Origin of the sequence: Streptomyces sp. Ag109_G2-15, assembly GCF_900215565.1 — a bacterium.
In the GTDB taxonomy this organism is placed as follows: Bacteria; Actinomycetota; Actinomycetes; order Streptomycetales; family Streptomycetaceae; genus Streptomyces; species Streptomyces diastatochromogenes.
The window spans coordinates 672,817-696,456 of sequence record NZ_OCNI01000002.1; the positions used below are offsets into that span (position 1 = coordinate 672,817).

Annotated in this window: 19 protein-coding genes and 2 pseudogenes; 10 read left to right on the forward strand and 11 right to left on the reverse strand. The window is 73.2% G+C overall.

The features are described 5' to 3' along the window. Positions 1 to 44 precede the first annotated feature (44 nt). Both CRP49_RS39530 and CRP49_RS39535 read left to right on the forward strand, forming a co-directional pair. A complete protein-coding gene (locus tag CRP49_RS39530) occupies positions 45 to 1,514 on the forward strand; it encodes an APC family permease (protein WP_097258207.1) in 1,470 nt (489 codons plus the stop codon). A gap of 11 nt (positions 1,515 to 1,525) precedes the next feature. After that, positions 1,526 to 2,485 carry a hypothetical protein gene (locus CRP49_RS39535; protein ID WP_097258208.1) on the forward strand — a complete coding sequence of 320 codons (960 nt, stop codon included), beginning with the start codon at positions 1,526 to 1,528 and terminating at the stop codon, positions 2,483 to 2,485. On the opposite strand, the gene CRP49_RS39540 is transcribed toward CRP49_RS39535, so the two are convergent. From CRP49_RS39540 to efeU, 4 genes are all read right to left on the reverse strand, one after another. Next, a complete protein-coding gene (locus CRP49_RS39540; RefSeq protein ID WP_143670094.1) occupies positions 2,482 to 3,021 on the reverse strand; it encodes a hypothetical protein in 540 nt (179 codons plus the stop codon). The two genes, CRP49_RS39535 and CRP49_RS39540, sit on opposite strands and share 4 nt — an antisense overlap. A 113-nt stretch (positions 3,022 to 3,134) precedes the next feature. Then, positions 3,135 to 4,286 (reverse strand): HoxN/HupN/NixA family nickel/cobalt transporter, encoded by a 1,152-nt coding sequence (locus CRP49_RS39545; protein ID WP_097258210.1) that lies wholly within the window; start codon positions 4,284 to 4,286, stop codon positions 3,135 to 3,137. 146 nt (positions 4,287 to 4,432) lie between these two features. Beyond that, on the reverse strand, positions 4,433 to 5,695 hold the full coding sequence (efeB, locus tag CRP49_RS39550; protein ID WP_097259278.1) for an iron uptake transporter deferrochelatase/peroxidase subunit: 1,263 nt from the start codon (positions 5,693 to 5,695) through the stop codon (positions 4,433 to 4,435). Between the two features lie 38 nt (positions 5,696 to 5,733). Next, positions 5,734 to 7,968 carry an iron uptake transporter permease EfeU gene (gene efeU, locus CRP49_RS39555; RefSeq protein WP_097258211.1) on the reverse strand — a complete coding sequence of 745 codons (2,235 nt, stop codon included), beginning with the start codon at positions 7,966 to 7,968 and terminating at the stop codon, positions 5,734 to 5,736. Between the two features lie 207 nt (positions 7,969 to 8,175). On the opposite strand from efeU, the gene CRP49_RS39560 reads away from it, so the two are divergent. Genes CRP49_RS39560 through CRP49_RS39580 form a run of 5 tightly spaced genes read left to right on the forward strand, consistent with a single transcriptional unit; the run spans position 8,176 to position 12,220 of the window. Next, a complete protein-coding gene (locus CRP49_RS39560) occupies positions 8,176 to 8,838 on the forward strand; it encodes a DedA family protein (protein ID WP_097258212.1) in 663 nt (220 codons plus the stop codon). Continuing rightward, positions 8,835 to 9,437 carry a phosphatase PAP2 family protein gene (locus CRP49_RS39565; RefSeq protein WP_097258213.1) on the forward strand — a complete coding sequence of 201 codons (603 nt, stop codon included), beginning with the start codon at positions 8,835 to 8,837 and terminating at the stop codon, positions 9,435 to 9,437. The genes CRP49_RS39560 and CRP49_RS39565 overlap by 4 nt, the downstream gene beginning before the upstream one ends. Further along, complete coding sequence (locus CRP49_RS39570) at positions 9,434 to 10,201, forward strand: phosphatase PAP2 family protein (protein ID WP_097258214.1); 768 nt, start codon at positions 9,434 to 9,436, stop codon at positions 10,199 to 10,201. The genes CRP49_RS39565 and CRP49_RS39570 overlap by 4 nt, the downstream gene beginning before the upstream one ends. Continuing rightward, a complete protein-coding gene (locus CRP49_RS39575; RefSeq protein WP_097258215.1) occupies positions 10,155 to 10,820 on the forward strand; it encodes a response regulator transcription factor in 666 nt (221 codons plus the stop codon). Before CRP49_RS39570 ends, CRP49_RS39575 begins: the two co-directional genes overlap by 47 nt. Then, a complete protein-coding gene (locus tag CRP49_RS39580; RefSeq protein WP_097258216.1) occupies positions 10,817 to 12,220 on the forward strand; it encodes a HAMP domain-containing sensor histidine kinase in 1,404 nt (467 codons plus the stop codon). Before CRP49_RS39575 ends, CRP49_RS39580 begins: the two co-directional genes overlap by 4 nt. Positions 12,221 to 12,251: 31 nt before the next feature. Here the strand turns inward: CRP49_RS39580 and CRP49_RS39585 are convergent. From CRP49_RS39585 to CRP49_RS39600, 4 genes and pseudogenes are all read right to left on the reverse strand, one after another. Beyond that, positions 12,252 to 12,979 (reverse strand): annotated as a pseudogene (locus tag CRP49_RS39585) (hypothetical protein). Between the two features lie 52 nt (positions 12,980 to 13,031). Next, positions 13,032 to 13,886, reverse strand: a complete 855-nt coding sequence (gene prcB, locus CRP49_RS39590) for a proteasome subunit beta (RefSeq protein WP_097258217.1) — start codon at positions 13,884 to 13,886, stop codon at positions 13,032 to 13,034. 75 nt (positions 13,887 to 13,961) lie between these two features. Beyond that, on the reverse strand, positions 13,962 to 14,966 hold the full coding sequence (locus CRP49_RS39595; protein ID WP_179851993.1) for a lysylphosphatidylglycerol synthase domain-containing protein: 1,005 nt from the start codon (positions 14,964 to 14,966) through the stop codon (positions 13,962 to 13,964). Between the two features lie 34 nt (positions 14,967 to 15,000). Then, positions 15,001 to 16,488 (reverse strand): hypothetical protein, encoded by a 1,488-nt coding sequence (locus tag CRP49_RS39600; RefSeq protein WP_373560428.1) that lies wholly within the window; start codon positions 16,486 to 16,488, stop codon positions 15,001 to 15,003. Between the two features lie 168 nt (positions 16,489 to 16,656). Here CRP49_RS39600 and CRP49_RS39605 point away from each other — a divergent pair, with 168 nt between their 5' ends. Both CRP49_RS39605 and CRP49_RS39610 read left to right on the forward strand, forming a co-directional pair. After that, positions 16,657 to 17,040, forward strand: a complete 384-nt coding sequence (locus tag CRP49_RS39605) for a BlaI/MecI/CopY family transcriptional regulator (protein ID WP_097258218.1) — start codon at positions 16,657 to 16,659, stop codon at positions 17,038 to 17,040. Then, positions 17,037 to 17,930: a M48 family metalloprotease gene (locus CRP49_RS39610; protein ID WP_097258219.1), complete on the forward strand. Its 894-nt coding sequence runs from the start codon at positions 17,037 to 17,039 to the stop codon at positions 17,928 to 17,930. Before CRP49_RS39605 ends, CRP49_RS39610 begins: the two co-directional genes overlap by 4 nt. Positions 17,931 to 17,933: 3 nt before the next feature. Here CRP49_RS39610 and CRP49_RS39615 read toward each other — a convergent pair whose 3' ends face one another. Beyond that, positions 17,934 to 20,276: a glycoside hydrolase family 65 protein gene (locus CRP49_RS39615; RefSeq protein ID WP_097258220.1), complete on the reverse strand. Its 2,343-nt coding sequence runs from the start codon at positions 20,274 to 20,276 to the stop codon at positions 17,934 to 17,936. After that, entirely contained in the window at positions 20,273 to 21,013 is a 741-nt protein-coding gene (locus tag CRP49_RS39620) for a beta-phosphoglucomutase family hydrolase (protein WP_097258221.1), read from the reverse strand. Before CRP49_RS39620 ends, CRP49_RS39615 begins: the two co-directional genes overlap by 4 nt. A gap of 119 nt (positions 21,014 to 21,132) precedes the next feature. Between CRP49_RS39620 and CRP49_RS39625 the strand changes: the two genes are divergently transcribed. Beyond that, positions 21,133 to 21,792: a nucleoside/nucleotide kinase family protein gene (locus tag CRP49_RS39625; RefSeq protein ID WP_097258222.1), complete on the forward strand. Its 660-nt coding sequence runs from the start codon at positions 21,133 to 21,135 to the stop codon at positions 21,790 to 21,792. Here the strand turns inward: CRP49_RS39625 and CRP49_RS39630 are convergent. Next, a pseudogene (locus CRP49_RS39630) lies at positions 21,776 to 23,607 on the reverse strand (hypothetical protein). The gene CRP49_RS39625 and the pseudogene CRP49_RS39630 overlap by 17 nt on opposite strands. Between the last annotated feature and the right edge of the window lie 33 nt (positions 23,608 to 23,640).

The following is a 23,640-nucleotide window of genomic DNA, read 5'->3' on the forward strand; positions in this document are numbered from 1 at the left end:
GCCAGGCGCCCGTGCGCCGTGCACGACCGGAAAGCGGCACGACCATGAGCAACAACAGGGGCAGAGGGCTGCAGGCCAATGTCCTCGGCACGTTCGACACCGTGGTGATGGCGGTGGCCGGCAGCGCGCCGGCGTACTCGCTCGCCGCGACCACCGCCGTCCTCGTCGGCGCGGTGGGACTGGCCAGCCCGGCCGCCCTGCTGTACTGCGCGATACCCATGCTGGGCATCGCCCTGGCGTTCAGCTACCTCAGCCGGATCGACGTCAACGCGGGCGCCAGCTACTCCTGGGTGGGCCGTACGCTCCACCCGTTCCTGGGCTTCATCAGCGGCTGGGCGCTGGTCATCTCGGCGACCATCTTCATGGTGGCCGGTTCACTGCCCGCCGGTTCGATGACGCTGGCCCTCTTCGACGAGAAGCTCGCTGACAACACCGCGCTGTCCACGGTGGTCGGCGCGCTGTGGTTCCTCGTCATGCTGGGCGTGGTGCTCGGCGGGGCCCGGCTCACCGTCCGCGCCCAGCTGGTCATGTCCGGTGTGGAGCTGGGCATTCTGGCGCTGTTCGCGGTGCTCGCTCTCTTCCACACGCACAACGCCCGTGCCTTCGACTGGTCGTGGCTGGGCTTCTCCCACTTCGACGGCGTGGGCGGGTTCGCGTCCGGCGCGCTGCTCGCCGCGTTCTACTACTGGGGCTGGGACGTCACCAGCAACCTCAGCGAGGAGACCCGCAACAGCCGTCGTACGACGGGACTCGCGGGCCTGATCGGGGTCGGCATCGTCTTCCTGCTGTTCGAGGTGTTCACCATCGCGGTGAACGTCATCCTGAGCTCGAAGCAGATCCAGGAGAACGACGCCAACGTGCTCGCGGTGCTGGGCGAGGAGATCTGGCCGGGCTGGGGCGGCAAGCTGCTCATCGTGTCCGTGATGCTGTCCACCATCGCCACGCTGGAGACCACGCTCATCCAGGTCACGCGCTCGCTGTTCGCGATGGGCCGGGACCGTACGATGCCGTCCGCGCTGGGCCGGGTGCACCGCACCTGGAACACGCCGTGGGTGGCGATCGTGGTGGTCGGCGGGGTGGCGCTGGCGATGTTCATCGCCTCCAACGCGCTCGGCTCGGTGGGCGAGATCCTCTCCGACGCGATCTCGGCGATCGGCCTGCAGATCGCCGTCTACTACGGCCTCGCCGGCCTCGCTGTGGTCGTCGCCTACCGCAAGATGCTGCTGAAGTCGCCGGCCAACTTCCTTCTCGGCGGACTGTGGCCGCTGTTCGGCGCGGTGTTCATGTTCTGGATCTTCGTCGAGTCGCTGGGCGAGCTGAGCGGCGCCGCGATCGCGATCGGCATCGGCGGACTCGCCGTCGGGCTCGTCCCGATGCTCTGGTACTGGCGGCAGGGCAGCGACTACTACCGGCCCGCGAAGCTGGACGCGACCCGCACTGTGGAGGCGGAGTACGTTCCCGACGGCGCCGGTGTGCCGTCCCGGCTGCACGAGGGTCTCCCCACCGACTTCTGAGGGAGATCCCGATGGCGCGAGACCGTTTCACGCCCGATTTCGACCCCGACTGCGGGGACGCGCCGCTCACCTCCGCTCGGCAGGACATCGTCATCGGCCGCTGGCAGGGCCTCAGGGACCTGCTGTGGGTCACCGGCGACGACTGGACGCTGCGCGGCCACCGGGTACGGCAGCTGGCGCAGGCCTGCGCGGGCAGTTCGACAGTGGAGTCCTGGCTCGCCGCCGAACCCGGCAACGCGGACGCCCAGGTGCTGCGCGCGGCGACGGAGACGGCCCGGGCGTTCCACCTGGCCATCTCGGCCGGGCGGGGTGTGCCGATCGACCGGGACCGCATCGACACCGCGGTCCTGGCCTCTCTGCACGCCGCCGAGGCCTGCCCCGAGGACCCGACACCGTGGGTGTCGCTGATCTCCGTCGCACGGCTGTATCCGACGGGGGTACGGCGGCAGGAACTGGCCCGCTGGTGGGACGAGTTGCACCGGCGGGACCCGTACAGCGTGGAGGGCCACCTGCAGGTCCTGCACTACTACTCGGCCCGCTGGCACGGCACGCACGGCCTCATGTACGACTTCGCCCGGGACGCGGCCGGAGTGGCACCGCCGGGCTGCCCGCTGCCGGTGCTGGTCCAGTACGCCCGGGTCGAGGAGTACCGCTACGTCCTCGACGGAGCCCGCGGCCAGCGGGGCTCGGTCAGCCTCGGCCAGCACTGGGACCACGACGGCGCGGTCAACGACGTACGGCGCACCTGGGAGCGCTGGGTGCGGGGCCGTCCGGACAGCAATCCGGCCCCGACCGAGCTGCGGGACCTCAACCACCTGGCGCACGCTGCCTGTCTGGCCGGTACGGCGGACGTCGCCGGGTCCCTGCTGCGCCTGCTCGGCCGGCGCGCCACCCGCACGCCGTGGTCGTTCACGGGTGATCCGGTCCAGCAACTGACGAAGTGGCGGAAGGAGTTCGGGGTGCGGGCCTAGACACGGTTCCGGAGCAGGACGAGTCCGGCTGCGGCCGCTCCGGTCAGGGCACAGCAGAGCATGCCTGCCGCCATGTAGCCGAAGACGACGAAGGTGACGAACGACAGGGCCGCGAGGGTGGCCAGGACGGCGCAGGCACGGGGCAGGCCGCCGGCCGTCCAGGCCTCCTGGAGGAATTCGTTGGTGCGCCAGGCATGAACGGCGGCGAGCACCACGACCACGATCATGACGCCGCCGAGGACCGGGGAGAAGCCGTACGTCCGGTGGAACACCGTGGGACGCTCCGCCCCCTTCAACGCCAGCAGATGGCGGATCCCTTTGATCAGCTCCACCGGGCCCACCACCGCGAAAACGCCACCGGCCAGGCGGCTCGGCCACACCTTCCCGCCGTTGCCCCGCCGCAGCGCGATCCACTCGAGGATGCCGCGCGGATTGATCAGCGCCACCCAGCCCATCGCCGTGGCGCCCAGCCCCCATGTCATGTCGAACAGAGCCGAGTCCGGCGCCGACATCTGCTGCGACGCAATTGTGTACATCCCTGGTCCCTCCGAAGCGCCGGCAGCGGAACACGCCGGCAGCGCAGTGTGCCGCTGCGCGGGGGCCGTGCACCACGGGTGACGTGGGGATTTGATGCGATCTTGACGGGGCGCTAGTCCGCGGACCCCTCCGCCAGGCCCGCCGTCCACTTCTCCTCGATGCGGCCCGCCTTCCACACCAGCAGGGCGATGGCCCAGGTGGCGAAGAACAGGCCGACGATGACGAAGCCGACCGTGTTGAGGTCGAGGCCGGAGACCCAGTCCCAGAACGCGCCGTGCAGGTCCAGCTCGTCGGCGAGCAGGCCGAGGAGTTCGACGGTGCCGATGATCAGCGCGACGGCGACGGACAGGCCGGTGATGGTGAGGTTGTAGTAGACCTTCCGGACCGGCTTGGAGAACGCCCAGCCGTAGGCGAAGTTCATGAACGAGCCGTCGATGGTGTCCAGCAGGGACATGCCTGCCGCGAACAGCACGGGCAGGCACAGGATGGCGTACCAGGGCAGGCCTGAGGCGGCGCCCGAACCGGCGAGGACCAGCAGGGCGATCTCCGTCGCGGTGTCGAAGCCGAGGCCGAACAGCAGGCCCAGCGGGTACATCTGCCACGACTTGGTGATCGACCCCGTGACCCGGCCGAGGAAGCGGTTCATGAAGCCGCGGTTGTTCAGCTGCACTTCCAGGGCGGCCTCGTCGAAGCGGCCGGAGCGCATCTGCCGGAAGACCTTCCAGATGCCGGCCAGGATGACGAGGTTGATCCCGGCGATGAGGTAGAGGAACGTGCCGGAGACCGTCGTACCGATCAGGCCGGTGACCTGGCGCAGCCGGGAGTTGTCGTCGCGGACGGGTCCGGCCAGGGCCTTCATGCCGAGGGAGAGCAGCAGGGTCAGGCCGAAGACGATGCTGGAGTGGCCGAGCGAGAACCAGAAGCCGACCGACAGCGGCCGCTGCCCCTCCCCCATCAGCTTGCGGGTGGTGTTGTCGATCGCCGCGATGTGGTCGGCGTCGAAAGCGTGCCGCATGCCGAGCGTGTAGGCGGTCACGCCGATGCCGATGCCGAAAGTGTCGGCGCCGACGCTGTAATGCTCCGGGGCGACGATCCCGACCAGCGTGCCCCAGCCGATCACGTGCAGCGCGAGGACCAAGGCGGCCATCCCGCCGACCCTGGTCCACTCCTGCCGCGTCATGGAGCCGCGGACGCGGTGCCAGGCCGAACGCGGGGCGTCGGCCTGGGCGGGGAGGGACGGAGCGGAACCAGGGGCGGCCGTCATCGGGAGGGTGTTTCCTTTGCTGGTGGCACGAGTACGGCTGCACTGCACAGCCTTGTGCCATCCTCCCGTACTTGCAACTCATGTGCAGTAAAGGCCGCGGCAGACCTTTCCCATGGGGAGGGAAAGGCCGCGGTCGAGCGGGCGGGTCAGGCGGAGAGCAGGCCCCGGCCGAGCCAGTCCCGCGCGTCGCGCACGCCGGGCAGGGCGAAGAAGTAGCCGCCGCCCGTCGGGGAGATGTAGTCGACCAGGGGCTCGTCGATCAGCCGGGTCTGTACGGCCTCGAACTGGCGCTTGACGTCCTGCTGGTAGCAGCAGAAGGCCAGGCCCATGTCGAGGTTGCCGACCTTGTCCACGCCCCGGTCGTAGTTGTAGCCCCGGCGCAGGATGCGCGAGCTGTCGGTGCGCGCCTGGCGCGGGTTGGCGAGGCGGATGTGGGCGTCGAGGGGGATCGCGGTGCCGTGCGGGTCCTTGGTGTAGTCGGGGACGTCGGTCTCCTTGGCGCCGTCGAGCGGGGCGCCGGTGTCCTTGCGGCGGCCGAACATCTTCTCCTGCTCGGTCAGGGAGACCCGGTCCCAGAACTCCACGAGCATCCGGATGATCCTGATCACCTGGTAGCTGCCGCCCCTGGCCCAGTCCGGCTCGCCCTGCCCGTCGCCGACCCAGATCAGCCGGTCGGTCTCGCGGGCGGAGGTGACGTCCGGGTTGGCGATGCCGTCCTTGAAGCCGAGCAGGTTGCGCTGGGCGCCGGTGGGGCGCGGGGTGTTCTGGAAGCCGTCGATGCGCCACTTGATCTGCATGGCGCCGCGGGTGTGCCGGGCGATGTCGCGCAGGGCGTGCAGCACGGTGTCCTGGCTGTTCGCGCACAGCTGGAGGGAGAGGTCGCCGTGGCACTCGGCCGCGTTCAGGTTGTCGTTCGGGAAGGTCCGCATCGGGGTCAGCCGGGCGGGCCTGGCCTTGGCGAGGCCGTAGCGGTCGTCGAAGAGAGAGGCGCCGACGCCGACCGTGACGGTGAGGGCGTCCGAGGGGACCTCGGGGCCGAGGATGCCGTTGTCGGAGGGCGGCGCGCCGACGCCGAGGTCGGCGGGGGTGCCTCCGGAGGTGAGGAAACGGGCCCGCTCGGTGAGGGTGCGCAGCAGGTCGGCGAGGCCCTTGCGGTCGTCGGCGATGACGTCGAACGAGACGAAGGTGGCCGCGGCCGGCGCCGGGGTGAGGATCCCGGCCTGGTGGGCACCGTGGAAGGGGACCTTCACGCCGCTGTCCGCGCCCGTGTCCTGCGCCTGGGCCGTGCCGCCGCCCTCGGCGAGCGCGAAGCCGCCGCCGGCCAGGACCGCACCGGCCGCTCCGGCGCCCAGCGCGGTCCGCACGAAGGAGCGGCGGGCCGGGCAGGCGGGGGTGTCGGCAGAGGACATCGGGGGGTTCCCTTCGGGGTGCGGGTGCGCGGTGCTCATCAGGCGGACTTCCGGATCTCGAGGAGGTCCGGGACCGGGGCGAGGTCTTCCAGCAGCTGGCCGGTGGCCCCGTTGAGGTGCTGCCGGTCGGTGGGGGCGAGCTGGTCGACGGGGGTCCAGTGGGTGCCGTCGTGGGCCGCGTCCAGGAGCTTCTGGAGCCGGGCGATGTCCGTGTCGACCGTCGGGAGCAGCTTGGGTGCGCGGCCGGTCAGCAGCGGCTGCAGGACGGTGAGCAGCTCGCGGGTGCCGGCGAGGTTGGCGTCGGCGGTGGCGAGGTTCGTGCCGCTGCCCTGGTCGGTGTCGCCGGTCAGCTCGAACTGGAGGGTGTTCTCCAGGATCTCGTGGGCGCGCAGCGGCAGGTCGCCGGGGTCGAAGTCCTGGGCCGGGAAGGCCTTCCGCAGTCCCGCGGCCGCGCCGGCGAGCTGCCGGGCGGGCGCGCGCAGGTCCTTGGCCGACTCCCCGTGCCACAGGCCGTGCTCCAGGCGCAGGAAGCCCGTGAAGTCCTTGTCCTGGACGCCGTTCGGCAGTCCGTCGGGCCGTCCGTCGATCTTCTGGTCGAAATCCTCGAAGGTGCCGTACGCGGCGCCGAGGGAGGCGTAGGTGCGGTGGGCGGTCAGCCAGTCGGTGCGGGCCCGGTCGAGGTGGCCGCCCTCGATGTCGTCGTCGAGGGCGCGGGTCTGGGTGACGAGCGTGGCCAGGCCCTGTTCGACGTACGTCTTGTACACCTTCAGGGGTGCGGCGAGGTCCTGTTCGGAGACGGGGACGACCGGCTTGGCCGCTCCGCCGCCGCTGACCCGTACCGCCTTGGACGTGACGGCCTTGCCGTCGGTGGGGACGCAGCGCCAGGCGTAGGTGCCGCCGGCGACCGTGGCGACGAGGTCGCGGGTGGTGCCGGGGGCCAGGCCCTCGATCTCGCCGTAGACCGCGCCGGTCGACGGGTCGATCAGGTACACCTCGGAGGTCTTGCCGCCGGTGTTGTGCATCTGGAAGGCCTGCCGGCCGGGCTTGGGGGCGGTGAAGCCCTTGCCGCACTCGGTCTCGGAGACGGCGACGGTCTGGTCGCCGGCGGGCTTGGGGCGGGCGAGGGCGACGACGAGGCCCGCCAGGACCGCGGGCACCGCGACGACGGCGACGGGAACGACCCAGCCAGGTCGACGCCGCACCACCGGGGCCGCGTCGGGTTCCCGGCCGGACGCCGGCACGTCGACGACGGGCTGGGCAGGGGCGGCGGGCACCGGCTCGGCCGTGTCCGGCTCACCGGTCGTCGCCGACTCAGCCGCCGTGACGGCCGACTCGACCCCGCTCACGGCCGGCACGGCGGTGACCGCCGCGGGCTCGGAGATCGACACCGCCGACTCAGAGGCCGCCGCATCGGACCCGGCAGCGGTCGGGGTGGGCTTGGCCGCCGGAGCAGGGGGCGCTGTGGCGCGGACCCCGCGGACGAACAGGGTCATCACCACGACGAGGTAGGCGACGTAGGCCACGACCTGCAGCCAGGTCATGCTCGGGGTCAGGTTGAACACGCCCTGGACCAGCGTGCTGTACCAGGAGCCGGCGTCGACGCTGCCGGTCAGGTCGACCGCGTAGGCGGTGCCGCCGGGCAGCACCCCGCCCTCCTGGAGGTCGCGCAGGCCGTAGCCGAGGACCCCGGCCGCGATGACGATGAGGACCGCGCCGGTGGCGGTGAAGAACCTCGTCAGGTTGATCTTCAGGACCCGGCGGTACAGGCCCCAGCACAGGCCGGCCGCGAGGACCAGGCCGATGGCGGCGCCGGTCAGCGGGCCGGCCGACTCGCCGGCCGCCCGGGCGGTGGTCCACAGGAACAGGGCCGTCTCCAGGCCCTCGCGGCCGACCGCGAGGAAGGAGGTGAGGATCAGCATCCCGGAGCCCATCGCGAGCGCGCCGGTGACCTTCTCCTTCAGCTCGCCGGAGAGGCTGCGGGCCGAGCGGCGCATCCAGAACACCATCGCGGTGACGAACGCGACGGCGATCACGCTGAGGGTGCCGCCGAACGCCTCCTGGGCGGTCGCCGACAGGGACGCGGCGGTGAAGGTGAGGACCGCGCCGAAGCTCATCGCGACGGTGATCGCGGCCAGGACACCCGTCCACACCTGCGGCAGCCGCGAGCGGGCCTCGGCCCGCACGAGGGTGGCGATGAGGATGGAGACGATGAGTCCGCCTTCGAGTCCCTCCCTCAGCCCGATCAGGAAACTCGGAAACGCGTCGTCCCACATGCCCTGCGGCCCTCCCACTTAGTGAAGGCATGCCTTACCTTCGCGGACCATCATGACTACAGAGATGTAGTCAGTCAGTCATGAAGCGGCAATAGGGAGGCAAAGCCCGGGAACCTCGCACACCCTCAAGTCGTCTACAGTTCAGTAGACGGTCTACAAATGTGTAGTCAGAAGTTTCAGAAGCAGCCGAGGAAAGGGCGTGCGGCGATGGCCACACCCTCAGACCTGTCGTCGCAGCTCGCGGTCAACGTGCTCGACGCCCACTCCCTGCTGGCCGCCTTCGGGGTGATCGGCGTCGGGGTGGTGCTGTTCGCCGAGACGGGCCTGCTGATCGGCTTCTTCCTGCCCGGCGACTCCCTGCTGTTCACGGCGGGGCTGCTGTGCACGGGCGCGTCCGACCGGGGTGTGCACCTCTCGCTCGGGCCGCTGCTGGCCGCCGCGGCCGTCGGCGCGCTCGCGGGTTCGCAGTGCGGGTATCTGTTCGGCCGCAAGGCGGGCGGCGCCCTGCTGGCCCGCAGCCGGTCGGCCCGGCTGCACGAGGGGGCGCAGCGCGCCGAGGAGTTGCTGGAGCGGTACGGGTACGCGAAGGCGATCGTGCTGGCCCGCTTCGTGCCGGTGGTGCGGACGGTGCTGAACCCGATGGCGGGCGCCCTGGGCGTCCCGGCCCGCGCGTTCACCCTCTGGCAGGTGGCGGGCGGGCTGGTGTGGAGCCTCGGCCTCACCCTGGCCGGATACGCGCTCGGCTCCTCGATCCCGAACGTCGACAAGTACCTGCTGCCGGTGATCGCGCTGATCGTCGTCGTGTCGCTCCTCCCGCTCGCCGCCGAGGTGCTGCGCTCCCGCAGGGCGGCCAAGGAGGCGCGCGGATGATCCTGGCGCTCACGGGCTCGTCGGTCGACGGGCCGCTCTACCGGGACGTGGTGGATCTCGCCCACCACTCCCCCGGCTGGCTGGACGGCATCGTCACGCTGTGGTCGACGTACGGCCTGGCGGTGTTCGCGCTGCTCATGGTCGTGGGCTGGTGGCGGGCCCGCCGGGTCGACGCCACGGCGGGCATAACGGCGCTGACCGTTCCGGTGGCCGTGCTGGTGGCCTTCGGCGCGGACGCCGGGCTCAAGCTGCTGGTCCGGGAGGACCGGCCCTGCCGGGCTCTGCCCTTCCGCACGCTGGAGGCGTGTCCGGCGCCGGGTGACTGGTCCTTCCCCAGCAACCACACCGCCATAGCGGCCGCGGCGGCGGTCGCCCTGTTCTTCGTCTCCCGCCGACTGGGGCTCCTCGCCTGCGGGTTCGCGGTGGCCATGGCGGCCTCCCGGGTCTGGGTGGGCGTCCACTATCCGCACGACGTCCTCGTGGGCGCCCTCGTCGGCGGCCTGGTCGCCTTCCTCGTGATGACCGTGCTCCGGCGCTGGCCGCGGGGGCTGGCCGGACGGCTGGCGGCGACGTGGCTGCGCCCGCTGCTGATGTCATGAGCCGCAAGGGCATCGCGGAACTGGCGGGCAGCGCAGCGCTCGGCGCCTGGGCGGCGTTCGGAGTGCTGGCGCTGGTCGTCTCCGGCCGGCACGGCACCCCGCTGTTCCTGGACCACGGCCTGCTGACCTGGTCCGTCGGTCACCGGCCGGAGATGGCCGTCGCGGTCGCCCGCGGGCTGACCGCCACCGGCACCGGAGTCGTCCCGTACGCGGTGGTCGTCCTGGCCGGACTGCTGGCGGGCCACGGCCGGCGGCAGCGGCTGGTCCTCGCACTGCTCATGGCCGCCTGCCTCGCCACCGGCCAGGCCGTGCGCTACGGCGTCATGGAACTGGTCGGCCGGGCCCGCCCGCCCGCCTTCGACTGGCAGACCCACGCCTCCGGCTGGTCGTTCCCTTCGGGGCACACCACCACGGCGGCCCTGACGGCCGGTCTGGTGATCCTCGCGCTGTGCCTGCGCGCCCCGCACGGCCGCGTCCCGCTGTGCCTGGCCGTGGCCTGCTGGGGCGCCGGGGTGGGACTGACCCGGGTCTTCCTCGGCGTGCACTGGTTCACCGACGTGCTCGGCGGCTGGCTGTTCGCCGTCGGCTGGCTCGGCCTCTGGCTGTGCGCGGCGGCCCGGTGGCTGCCTCAGCGCCCGATCACCGGTGGCGGCACCCGCACCGGCCAACCGGACCCCCCACCCACCACCGACCCGGCCGATGCGCCGTTGGAGAGGCATGCGCCCCAAGATCCTGGTCGTCGAGGACGATCACGCCCTGCGTGATGTGCTGCGGCGCGGACTGCACGACGAGGACTTCGACACGGTGGCCGCCGCCGACGGAGCCACCGCCCTGCGGCTCGCGTCACCCGACGTGGCCGGCGCGGTGCTGGACGTCGGGCTGCCCGACGCGGACGGCCGGGACGTGTGCCAGGCGATGCGCGCCAACGGCTTCCTCGGCCCCGTCGTCTTCCTGACCGCGCGGCACCGGCTGGCCGACCGGCTCTCGGGCTTCTCGGCCGGCGGCGACGACTACCTGCCCAAACCCTTCCACCTGGCCGAGCTGGCCGCCCGGCTGCGGGCCGCCCTGAAACGGGCCGCTCCCATGCCGGCGCCCGCCGCCACGGGCGGGCTCGTCCTGGACGCGGTACGGCACAGCGCCACCGTGGGCGGCACCCGCATCGAGCTGACGCCGACCGAGTTCCGGCTGCTCGCGGCTCTCACGGCGGCGGGCGGCGGTCTGGTGCGCCGCCGCGAGCTGGTGCTGGCCGGCTGGCCGGAGGGCGCGCGGGTCAGCGAGAACACACTGGACCAGTACCTGACCCGGTTGCGGCGCAAGCTGCGGGCGGCGGGCAGCGAGCTGACCATCGGCACCGCGCGCGGGATCGGCCACCGGCTCGTATGAAGGCCCCCGACCGGATCGGGTTCCCCGCCCGTACATGGCTGCCCGCGCTCGCCGCCCGGCTCGCGCCGCGCACCCTGCGGGGCCGGCTCTCGCTGGTCGCGCTGACCACGGCCGCCCTGCTCATGGTGATCCTCACGGTGGTCTTCAACACCGTGGTCGGCCACCGGCTCCAGCGGGAGGCGGACGACGAACTGCGCACGCGGGCCGCGGCGGTCGCCACCACCGTGGACACGCGCGGCGGAAGGGTGCGGGTCCTGGAGACGGTCAACGACCGCCTCCTCGACACGAACGTGTGGATCTACGCCGGTTCCCGGCTCCTGGAACAGCCGCCGTCCGCCGCCCGCACCGGCACCCTCGCCCGTGCCGCCGGAGCCCTCGCCGGCGCGGGGGGACGACGCTGCGCCACCGTCGGCGGCCACGACCCCCTGCGCCTGTGCGCCGAGCCGGTGCCCGGGCACGGGACGAGGGCCACCGTGGTCACCGCCCTGGACCTGTCGCCGTACCGGAGTTCGGCGAAGACGCTGCTGCTGGGTTCGTTCGCGCTGGACGCGGTGATGCTCGCGTGCACCTACGGACTGACCCGGCTGGCCGTCGGCCGGGCGCTGCGGCCGGTGCGCACGATGACGGACCAGGCGACCCAGTGGAGCGCCGTGGCCTCCGAGGAGCGCTTCGGCGGCCGGGGCCGGCCCGCCGAACTGGCCGCGCTCGGCACCTCGTTGGACGCGCTGCTCGACCGGATCCGGGCGGTGCTGCGGCACGAGCGGCAGCTGACCGGCGAGCTGTCGCACGAGCTGCGCACTCCGCTGAGCCGGATCGTCGCCGAACTGGACTGGTGGCGCTCGCGGCCCCGCTCCGGGACGGAGACCCGGGCGACCCACGAGGTCATCGCCGACGCGGCCCGCTCGATGCGCACCATCTGCGACACATTGCTGGACGAGGCCCGCGAGGGCGTGCCCACCGCCCCCGGCACGGCCGAAGTGCTGCCCGCCCTGCGGCAGGTGGCCGCGTCCCTGGGCGTCCCCGGCCCGGTGCGGGTCACCGTCACCGTCGACGAGAGCGCGTTGCGCGCGGGGGTGCAGTCCGCTCTGCTGGAGCGGATCGTCAGCCCGCTCGTCGCCAACGCCGTGCGTTACGCCCGTACGACCGTGACGCTGGCCGCCCGCCGGACGGCCGACGGGGTCCGGGTGGAGGTCACGGACGACGGGCCGGGCGTGCCCGAGTCGTTCCGGGACCTGCTGTTCCAGCCGGGCCGGCGGGCCGATCCCGGCGACGGACATGCCGGAGCGGGCCTCGGGCTGCCGCTCGCACGGCGCCTGGCCCGCTCCGCCGGCGGCGAGGTGTCCCACGATCCCGGGCACGCTCCGGGCGCCCGGTTCGTGGTCACGCTGCCCGCCGGATGACCGCGGTCAGGCGGCCGGCCCCACGCCGCCGTCAGACGGCCTGCCCCACCTCACGATCCTCGGTGACGTCCTTGCGGGTGACCGACAGGAAGACGACGAGGCCGAGGATGACCGCGAGGAACAGGACGCTGGTCACGACGGTGCCCAGGCCCAGGCCGCCGTCACCGGTGGGCTGGGACAGGTAGTCGCCGACGGAGGCGCCGAGCGGCCGGGTGAGGACGTAGGCGATCCAGAAGCTCCACACCGCGTTCAGACCGAGCGCGAACCGGGCGATCGCGACCGCGGCGATGGCCGCCGCGAACAGCACGGCGGACACCCAGTAGCCGAGGTCCATGCGCTCGGCGGCCAGGTCGCCTGCCGAGGTGCCGAGGGCGAAGGTGAACAGGACGGCCAGCCAGTAGAACGCCTCGCGCCGGCCGGTGTCGATGTGGTGGATCGACAGGGTGCGCTCGGTGCGGTGCCGACCACGCTGATCAGGGCGACGGCGAGCCAGTACACGCCGGGGCGGTAGGCCTTGGTGCGGAACTGCACCACGAGGACGAGTGCGAGCAGCGCGCTCATGAGCAGCGACACACCGGTCAGGCCGAGGCCGGCCTTCTCGTTGAGCAGGTCGGCGGCGGTCTCGCCGACCGTCGTGCACAGCACCTTGATCACCCAGAAGTAGACGGTGACTTCGGGCACCTTGTTCCAGCGCACGCTGCGGCCCGGCGCGAGAGTGCCGGTCTCCGCCACCGTGGTCCGAGAGGTCTCTGATGTCATGGGACCCGGTGCCAGCGGAAACCTGAACGCATCCTGAGTGCGCGGGCCGGGTTCAGGCGTCGGCGTGCGGTCCGTCCGGGCGGCCGCTGCGCTGCCGGACCATCTCGCGGCTCAGCTCCTCCGTCTCGGCCTCGGGCAGCCGCTCGAAGCCGTCCTCGGTGATGGCCGAGACCACCGGGAAGATACGGCGGTTCAGGTCGGGGCCGCCGGTGGCCGAGTCGTCGTCGGCGGCGTCCCACAGCGCCTGGAGCGCGGCCAGGGCGGCCTCCCGGCGTGTCAGGTCCGGTCGGAACAGCTTCTTCAGGGCGCCTCGGGCGTACGGGGAGCCGGAGCCCTCGGCGTGGAAGTTCCGTTTCTCGTACAGGCCACCGGCCGCGTCGAAGGAGAAGATGCGGCCGCGGCCGCCCTCGGGTGCGGTGGTGTCGTAACCGGCGAGCAGCGGGACGACGGCGAGGCCCTGCATGGCCTGGGCGAGGTTCTGCCGGATCATGGCCGCCAGGCGGGTCGCCTTGGCGGCCAGGGACATCGGGGTGCCCTCGATCTTCTCGAAGTGCGTGAGTTCGACCTGGTAGAGCCGCACCATGTCGAGCGCGAGGCCGACGGTTCCGGCGAAGGCGACGGCCGTGTGGTCGTCGGCGGGGTGCACCTTCTCCAGGTCGCGCTGGGCGATGAGGTTGCCCATGGTTGCCCGGCGGTCGCCGGCGATCAGCACGCCGTCGCGGAAGGTGAGGGCGAGCACCGTGGTGCCGTGCGGGACGCTGCCTGGCGCGACGCGGACGCCGTCCGGGAGCGGCGGTGTGGTGGGCAGCAGGCCGGGGCTGTGCGCGGCCAGGAACTCGGTGAAGGACGAGCTCCCGGGCGTGAAGAACTCCTGCGCCGGCCGCCCCGCGCTGTACTGCTCCGTCATGCCGTTCCCCCTCCGGTGTCGCCTGGCCCCGTTCGTCTCCTACCTGGCGCGGGCGTCCGGGAAACTCCCGCCCGGTCACAGGGCCTTGCGCCGGACGAGCACCGCCAGCACCAGGAGGCCCGGGAGCAGCGGCAGCCATACGGTCAGCAGCCGGTAGCCGAGTACGGCGGAGGCGGCGGTCGCGGCAGGGGCGCCGGACACGGTCAGCGCGAGGCCGAGGGCGGCGTCCAGGGAACCGAGCCCGCCCGGGGTGGGCAGCAGGGCGGCCGCGCAGCTGGCGGCGAGGTACAGCAGGGCCACCTGGAGCGGGGACAGGGGCAGTTGGACGGCCTGGGCGACGGCGATGAGCACCAGGGAGTGCAGGGCGGCGAAGGCCAGCGAGCCGCCCCAGAGGGCGGCGGCACGGGCCGGGCGGGCGTGCACGGTACGGATGTCGGCCAGCACGCTCGCCAGCGCGCGGCGGCAGCGCGGGCGCAGCGGACCGGCGAGGAGCGCCACGAGCAGGACGGCGGCGCCGAGCACGGCCGCGACCGCGGCCGGGGAGACGTGCGGGAGGCGCAGCAGGCCCGGGCAGAGCGGGGCGAGCACGGCGATCAGGGCGAGGCGGACGACGGCGCCGGCGGTGGCCTTGACGGCGAGGGCGCCGGCCGAGCGGCCCGCCGGCAGCCCGCAGCGCATCAGAAAGCGCAGGTTCACCGCGCCGGCGCCGAGCCCGGCGGGGAGCAGGTGGTTGGCGGCACAGGCGGCGAACTGGGCGGCGAGCAGCCGCGGTCCGGGCAGCCGCTGGGCGACCGCGCCCTGCTGGGCGAGCGCCGAGGCCGCCCAGGTGCCGACGGCCGCCACCGCGCCGAGCAGCAGCCACCCCTGGTCGGCGACGGCCAGCCGCAGCGCCCCGGTCTCCACCGTCGGCCAGTGCCGCCGGGCCACGTAGGCGGCGCCCAGCAGGACGGCGAGGCAGACCAGTGTGTGCCAGTAGGCCCGGCGGCGGCCGAGGGCGAAGTCGGCGGGCGTGGTCAGGAGCGCGCCGGCGGCAGGGTGGAGGGCGTCCGGGGGCGCCTCCGGTACCGCGTGCTGGGTCATCGACCGCCTCCCCCGTGTCTGCCACGGCGCCAGGTCATGAACCGGCCTCCGGTACGGCGTAGTAGAGGCGCAGTCCGTCGAGCGGCACGGAGGGCCAGGAGCGGGCGTACCCGGGTGGCCGGGAGCCCGCGGGCACCAGGGTGGCGACCGGGGTGTGGCGCGCGGTGCCGGTGATGGCCTGTGCCGTGCTGTTGGCGTTGTGCCCGGTCGTCGCCGCCGAGGAACAGCCGGCGTAGAACGCCACCGGGATGGCCTCGTGCCCGGTGAGCAGACAGGGGGGCCGGACCCCGAGCCGGTGCAGGGTGTCGGCGGTGCGGGACCAGTCGCGGTGGGCGGCGGTGGTGCGGTCCACGGTGTGCAGCAGGACGGTGAGTTGCACCGCGAGGTGGGCGGCGAGCCCGAGCGCCAGCAGGGCGACGGCCACCGGCCGCCGGACACGCGAGGGCGCGGTCACCAGATGGACGAGTGCGACGGCGACCGGGATCGACAGCAGGGCGTAGGCGGGGAGCAGGAAGCGGGGCGCCGCGTAGCCGATCATGAACAGGTAGGGGACGGCGGCCGTGGCCGCGCAGGCGAGCGGAAGCAGCGTGGTCGCCGTACGCCGGGCACGGACCGCGACCGTGAGGCCGAGCGCGGCGAGCAGGGGCAGCGCGAACCACCAGACGGTGACCACCGGGTTGGGCAGCGCTCCGGTGCACGGCCGGCACAGCGCCCGCCCGCCGAGGCTGCGCAGTTGGTCGACGACGGCGAAGTGGAGGCCGAGTCCGCCCTGGATCGCGGAGCCGTCGGAGAGGCGCTGGGCGAGGCCGCCGTAGCTGACGTACGCCTCGATCACCCATTCGAGCGCCCCGGCGGCGAGCCCGGTGAGAAGGACGAGGAGGGGCCGCCAGTGGTGGCGCACCAGGCCGAGGGCGAGGAGCGGCAAGGTGACCCAGACGGCGTCCACGGGGCGCATCCAGGCCATCAGCGCCGCGCTCGCGCCCAGCCCCCACAGCGCGGCCCGGTCGGCCCGGTCGGTGCGGGCGCGCAGGAAGCAGGCCACGGCGGCCAGGGCGCCGACGGCCACCCAGTAGTTGGGCATGGCCTGGGGGCCGTAGAAGAGGGTCACCCACAGGGAGGCGAACAGGCCGCCGGCGAGGGCGAGTACGCGGACGGGGAACAGGCCCCGCCAGGCGCGCAGGGCCAGGAAGAGGGCGAGGCCGGAGAGGACCGCGAGGTAGACCCGTAGCAGCGCCGTCGAGGAGGACCAGGCGGCGACCGGTGCGACCAGCAGGGAGACGCCCCGCGCGCGGGGTGCGCTGAAGAAGGCCGCGGGAGCGTGTCCGCTGACCTGGCTGACGTACACCGTCTCGTCCCAGCCGAGGCCCATGCCGGGCCGGACCAGGAGCAGTTGGGCCAGGGTGAAGGCGGCCGCGACGGCGGCGAGCGGCCAGATGACGCGGGCCCGCCCGGTTCCGGCGGACCCGCGGCGCGCACGCTCGCGCCGGGCCGCGTCGACTCTGACGTGCGCGCTGCCGATCATGATCACCCCTTCACCCCTACAGCTCGTAGGGTCGACGTTCACCCTACAGCCTGTAGTACCGAGGGCTGGGATCGGGGGAAAACACGGCCAAACTAACGCGTCTCAGCGGCCCGTGCCGAGCGAAGAGGGCCATCCGGCCCACGGCCCTACGCGCTGTAAGGTTGGGGCATGGCTGGCACAGGGTCCCGCAGCAGGGCGGAGCGACGCAGCGCCGGGGAGCTGGAGAGCGAGGTCCTGGCCACGCTCTGGGCCACCGAGCGGCCGCTCACCCCGGCGGAGATCCAGACCGACATCGGCGGCGGCCTCGCCTACAACACCGTGCACACCATCCTCAAACGCCTGTACGACAAGGGGTTGGTGCTCCGGGACGCCGACGGGCGGCGCGGCGCGTACCGTCCGGCGAAGAACGCGGCGGAGCTGACCGCCGAGGCGATGCACGAGGCCCTGGACCGGGGCCCGGATCCGATCGCGGCACTCCAGCAGTTCGTGACCGGCCTGAGCCCCGAGGAGGAGCGGGCGCTGCGGGAACTGCTCGCCGGAGGCGGCGCATGAGGTTCGACGTGTACACCCCACTGCTGCTGTCGCTGCTGCTGTCCGTCGTCGCCCCGGTGATCAGCGGCCGGGTGGCGCCGGCGCTCGCCGCGCGCGTGCTGACGTCGGCGGCCGTGCTGACCGCCGCGGCCACGACCTGGACGCTGGTGCTGCTGGCGGCCGCACTGCTCGGGGACGCGCCGCCGGTGGTGCGGGAGGCCCGCGAGGACGGGCGTCGCCTGGTGGATCCGGTGCCGGAGGTGATCGGCGTCGCCGCGGGTGTCGCGCTGGCCGTGGTCGTGTGGCGGGTGCACCGGGCGGTGCGCGCCGAGCGGAGCACCCGGCGGGCGCTGCGGCGGCTGTGCGCGGGGCAGCCCGCGGACACGGAACTGATCGTCGCCGCCTCCGACGTGCCGCAGGCGTTCGCGATCCCGGGCCGGCCGGGCCGGATCCTGGTCACCTCGGCGATGCTGGGCGCGCTGGCGCCGGACGAGCGGCGGGTGCTGCTCGCCCATGAGCGCGCGCATCTGGCGCACCGGCACGGGCCGCTGGTGACCGCGGCCACCCTGGCCGCGGCGGCCAACCCGCTGCTCGCACCGGTCCGTTCGGCCGTGGTCTTCCTCGTGGAGCGCTGGGCGGACGAGCAGGCGGCGACCGCCGTCGGGGACCGGCGGACCACCGCCCGCGCCCTGGCCCGTGCCGCCCTCACCGCCGGACGGGCCCACCCGGCGTGCACCCTGAACTTCACCGACCGCGCGGTCACCCGCCGGATCGCGGCGCTCCAGACGAGCCCGCCCCCGCACCTGTGGCCCGCCGCGCTCGCCGTCCTCGCCCTGGGCGCCCTCCCCGCCCTGCTCGCCGCCGATGCGACGGGCGACCTGCTCGGCCTGCTGTCCGGGGTGCTGGACTGACGCTCAGCCGCCGTTCGGCGCCCGGTGCGGGGGCTGCTCGGGGGCCGGGCGGGGGCTGACCGGGGGTACCGAGCGGACGGCGGGCTCGTCGGTGCTCACCCGCAGCGCCTCCCCGTGGTGGTGGAGCGTGAGCGGCTCCCCGTCCAGCAGCGTGTACGTCGCCTTGTCCGCACCGATCTCCACCCTGAGGCGGCGGCCGCGGAACTGGAGGCTGAAGGCCAGGCGGCGCAGCCGCTCCGGGAGGCGCGGCGCGAAGCGGATTCCCTCGCCGTCGCGGCGCAGCCCGCCGAAGCCCGCGACCAGCGCCATCCAGGTCCCGGCCAGCGAGGCGATGTGCAGCCCGTCCCGGGTGTTGTGCTCCAGGTCCTGCAGGTCCATCAGGGCCGCCTCGGCCGTGTAGTCGTAGGCGAGCCGCAGATGGCCCGCCTGGGCGGCGACGACGGCCTGGCAGCAGGCGGACAGGGACGAGTCGCGTACGGTCAGCGGCTCGTAGTAGGCGAAGTTGCGGGCCACCTGCTCGTCGTCGAAGCGGTCGCCGCAGGTGTACATGGCCAGCACCAGGTCGGCCTGCTTGACGACCTGTTTGCGGTAGAGGTCGAAGTAGGGGAAGTTCAGCAGCAGCGGGTACTGGTCGGGGCGGGTGTTCGCGAAGTCCCAGCGCTGGTAGCGGGTGAATCCGGCGTGCTGTTCGTGCACACCGAGTGCGTCGTTGTAGGGGATGTGCACGGCCTCGGCGGCGTCCCGCCAGACCGCGCTCTCCTCCGCGTCGACGCCCAGGCGCTCCGCCACGCGCGGGTGCCGTTCGGCGGCGTCGGCGGCGGCGAGCAGGTTCTGCCGGGCCATCAGGTTGGTGTACGTGTTGTCGTCGGCGACCGCGCTGTACTCGTCGGGGCCGGTGACGCCGTCGATGTGGAAGACCCCGTGGTGGTCGTGGTGGCCCAGCGAGCGCCACAGGCGGGCGGTCTCCACCAGCAGTTCGACGCCCGTCTCCCGTTCGAAGGCGGTGTCGCCGGTGGCCTCGACGTAGCGGACGACCGCGTCGGCGATGTCGGCGTTCACATGGAAGGCCGCGGTGCCGGCCGGCCAGTACGCCGAGCCTTCCGCGCCCTGGATGGTCCGCCAGGGGAACGCGGCCCCGCCGAGCCCCAGTTGGGCCGCGCGCTCGCGTGCCTCGTCGAGGGTGTTGTACCGCCAGCGCAGTGCCTCGGCGACGGCCTCGGGGGCGGTGTGGGTGAGGACGGGCAGCACGAACATCTCGGTGTCCCAGAAGGCGTGCCCGTCGTAGCCGGAGCCGGTCAGGCCCTTGGCGGGTATCGCCCGCTGCTCGGCGCGGGCGCCGGCCTGCAGGACGTGGAAGAGGGCGAACCGTACAGCCTGCTGGATCTCCTCGTCGCCGTCCACCTCGACGTCCGCGCGGGACCAGAAGTCGTCCAGGTAGGTGCGCTGGTCGTCCAGGAGTCCCTGCCAGCCGTCGTGGGCGGCGGCCGCGAGGGCGGCGTCCACCTGGTCGGCCATCGCGGGCAGCGAGCGGGTGCCGGACCAGCCGTGGGCGACCAGCTTCTCCACCCGCAGCGTCTGGCCCGGCTCCAGTACGGAGGTGACGGTGAGCCGGGCGATGTCGTGGCCGCTCTCGCTGCGGGTCGAGGTGCGCTCGGGACCGGTGACCACGTGGTCGGCGGCCACGGCCACCCGGAGGCCGCTGCGCCGGGTGCGGTGCACCAGCCGCAGCCGGTTGCCGGAGGCGAACTCGTCCTCGTGCTCCAGCGTCGACTGCAGCGCCATCGCCGCGCGGGGGTCGCCGTTCGAGCCGGGCAGCTGTTCGCCCGCGACCAGCTCCGACTGGATCACCACCCGGCTGCGGCGGCCGACGGCCTCCACCTCGTAGGCCACCGCGGCCACCGCCCGCTGGGTCAGCGACACCAGTCGCGTGGAGCGGACCCGAACCGTGGAGCCGGCCGGGGACGTCCACTCGCAGGTCCGCTCCAGCACGCCGCGGCGCAGGTCCAGGACGCGCTCGTGGGCGACGAGCCGGCCGTAGCGCAGGTCGAACGGCTCGTCGTCCACCAGGAGCCTGAGGATCTTGCCGTTGGTGACGTTGATGACCGTCTGCCCGGACTCCGGATAGCCGTAGCCGGCCTCCGCGTACGGCAGCGGGTGCACCTCGTGCACGCCGTTGAGGTAGCTGCCGGGCAGGCCGTGCGGTTCGCCCTCGTCGAGGTTGCCGCGCCAGCCGACATGGCCGTTGGACAGCGCGAACACCGACTCGCTCTGGGCGAGGACGTCGAGGTTCAGGTCCGTCTCGCGCACGGCCCACGGCTCGACCGTGTACGACCGGTGGGTGATCACTGCTTGCCTCCCAGCTCGGCGAGATCCTTGACGACGATGCTCGCGCCGTGTGCGTACAGGGCGTCGGTCTGTCCGACCCGGTCGACGCCGACGACGTATCCGAAGCCGCCCGCGCGGCCCGCGTCCATGCCGGCCAGCGCGTCCTCGAAGACGACGGCCCGCGTCGCCTCGACGCCCAGGTCGTGGGCGGCGGCCAGGAAGGTGTCGGGGTGCGGTTTGCCCGGCAGGTTCCGCTCGGCGGCGACCACGCCGTCGATGCGGACGTCGAAGAAGTGCTCGGCGCCGACGGCCCTCAGCACGTCCCGGCAGTTGGCGCTGGAGGAGACGATCGCGGTGCGCAGACCCCGCGCGCGGACGGCCTCCAGATAGCGCAGGGTGCCCTCGTAGGCCTCCACGCCGCCGGTGCGGATCCGCTCCAGCAGCAGGTCGTTCTTGCGGTTGCCGAGGCCGTGCACGGTCCGGGCGTCGGGCGGGTCGTCGGGGGTGCCCTCGGGCAGGTGGATGCCGCGCGAGTCGAGGAAGGAGCGGACGCCGTCGGCGCGCGGGCGTCCGTCGACGTACTCGTCGTAGTCGCCGATCTCGTCGAACGGCCGGGCCTCGGGGCCCTCGTACTCACGCAGGAACGCGTCGAACGTCTCCTTCCAGGCGGCCGCGTGCACGACGGCCGTCTTGGTGACGACCCCGTCGAGGTCGAAGAGACAGGCCAGGATGGTGTCGGGCAGACCGAGCTGAGTCATACCCAGCACTGTTCCCCATGGGGCGCCGTCCAGTGGGTGGCGAGCGCCACATGAGCCATACTTTCGAACCTTCCCACCCGACTCTCACCGTTGTCGCCGCCGGTGACACACTCTGCTGTGTGCCGCTGACCTTCGACGACCTCCTCACCCGCGCTCGTGCCCTCGCCGGGGGCGGGCGGCGCGCGATCCTCGGGATCGCGGGCGGCCCGGGCGCGGGCAAGACGACGCTCGCCGAGCACCTGGTGGGCGCCCTGAACGCCGACGGCCCGCCCTGGGTGGCGCACGTCCCCATGGACGGCTTCCATCTGGCCGACGTCGAACTGGACCGGCTGGGCCGCCGGGACCGCAAGGGCGCCCCCGACACCTTCGACGCGGCCGGGTACGCGGCGCTGCTGCGGCGGCTGCGCGAGGAGACCGACGAGGTGGTGTACGCGCCCGGGTTCGAGCGGATCCTGGAACAGCCGCTCGCGGGCGCGATCCCGGTGCCGCCGACGGCACGGCTGGTGGTGACGGAGGGCAACTACCTGCTGCTGGAGCAGGGTTCGTGGGCGCGGGTGCGGCCGTGCCTGGACGAGGTGTGGTTCTGCGAGATCGACGAGCAGGAGCGGATCCGGCGGCTGGTCGCCCGGCACGAGGAGTTCGGCAAGGACCGCGAGGCGGCCGTGGCCTGGGTGCTGGGGACGGACCAGCGCAACGCCGATCTGATCGCGACGACGCGGGACCGGGCGGACCTGGTGGTGCCGCCCGGTGCGCTGCCCTGGCTCAGGCGCTCAGCGTAAGAACGGGTTCACCGGCGGCATCGCCCGCCGGATCGCCGAGCACGGCGGTGAACGCCTCCGTGCGTACCGTCAGCCCCTGCTCGTCGGTGTCGAAGGCGGGCGCGAAGGGCACCCGCCGGGCCCGTACCGTACGGCGAACACGTGCAGCCCTTCCGGAGCGCCCGGCGCCGGGTCGGCCTCCAGCGCGGTGGAGCCGACCAGGTGGCGCCAGCCCTCGTCGGGGTTGCCGTAGCCGCGCGGGTCGGCCGCGAGCGCGAACGCCGCCTGTTCCTGGGTGAGTTCGCCGCGGGCGTCGAAGTGGTCGGGGCTCTGGTCCGTGGGATGCGTGAGGCGCAGCCCGCCCGCGGAGGCGACCTCGCCCTCGGCGACGCGGCGCCCCCGCTCGCCGTCGTCGGCGGCGTACGGCAGCCCGGACAGCAGGTACGGCGCCCCGTCGAGCCGCTCCACGGCGACCGTCACCCACAGGCTGGTGCCGTCGGTGACGTACAGCGACCGCACATGGCGCAGCACATGGTCGCGGCCGACGACCGGCTTGGTGACCAGCTTGGCCGCGAGCCCGTCGGCGCGGACGTCGCGGACGCGCACCTCGCCCATGGGACGGCACAGCAGGAAGCCGTCCGTGACCGGGCCGAACCCGTGCTGGCGGTGTACGGCCGCGGGCAGGTAGTAGGTGCCGGCCGCTTCGACGAGCGAGGGGGTCATGCGGCTGTCGAAGGCGACGGAGACCGTGCCGGAGCGCAGTTGGTGGCGGACGGGGGCGGCCGACGGGGTGCGGTGCCAGCGGGTGGTGTCCTGGATCTGCCAGACCAGCATGAAGGCGAAGTGCCCGTCGATACGGCCGTCGCGCTGGACCGCGTGCCGTCCCCAGCGGGTGTCGCCCCGGTAGCGGCCCAGGTCCGAGCCGATACGTGCGCCGAAGTAGCGCAGGCCCAGGACGGACTCGAACCCGGAGTGCTGTTCGCTGTAGCGGGGGCCGCCGTTGTCGAAGCCGCCGCTGGTCAGGCGGGCGTCGAGGTAGCGGGCGAGCGCCTCGCCGTCCTCGGCGAACACCTCCTCGCCGCTGACCCGGTGGGCCTGGGCGAGGAAGGACAGGGAGATCGGGCCGTAGTTGTTGTCGTACGCCCCGCCGTGCTCGGGCGGCAGCAGGGCGCCCCGGTCGCGGACGCGGTGGGCGCGGATCTCGTCGTTGTACAGCTTCAGTGCCCGCGCGCGCACCGACTCGGCCTGGACGTCCGGCAGATGACGCGCCAGCATCAGACCGCCGACCACACAGCCGATCGCCTGGTTGCCGGCCTCCTGCGGGTTGAAGTAGGTCGCGTCGGTGAGCCAGCGCCAGTAGCCCCGCGCCAACTCCAGCAGTTCCGCCCGCTGTTCGTCGCCGACGAGCGCCTCGGCGAGGTCGAGGATGTTGACGGCCTGGAGCAGCGCCCACACCGTGCTCGGCCAGTCGCCGATCGGGTGCGCGCCCGTCTCCAGCACGTAACGGGCATACGGGAGACGGGAGTTGCGGATCTTCAGGTTCGGGTAGCCGGGGTTGCCCTCGTTGTAGATCCGCTCGCGCAGATGGAAGGCGAGGCTGCGGTGGACCGCCTCCGGCAGCCTCGGGTTCTTGGTCCGCTGCCAAGCCAGCGCCAGCAGGGAGGTGATGCCGAGGGAGGTGTCGCCGATGTCGTCGACGCAGTCGGGGTGTTCGAGGTTGCCCTCCGGCGTCATCCGCCGCAGGGCTTGCTCGACGACGTCGGCGAGGACGGCGTCATAGGCCTCGGGGGTGTCGGGCAGGTTGTGCAGGGGGTTGCGTTGGTGGGGGAGGTGCACGGGACGGGGCGGGAGGTGCACGGGGATCAGCCC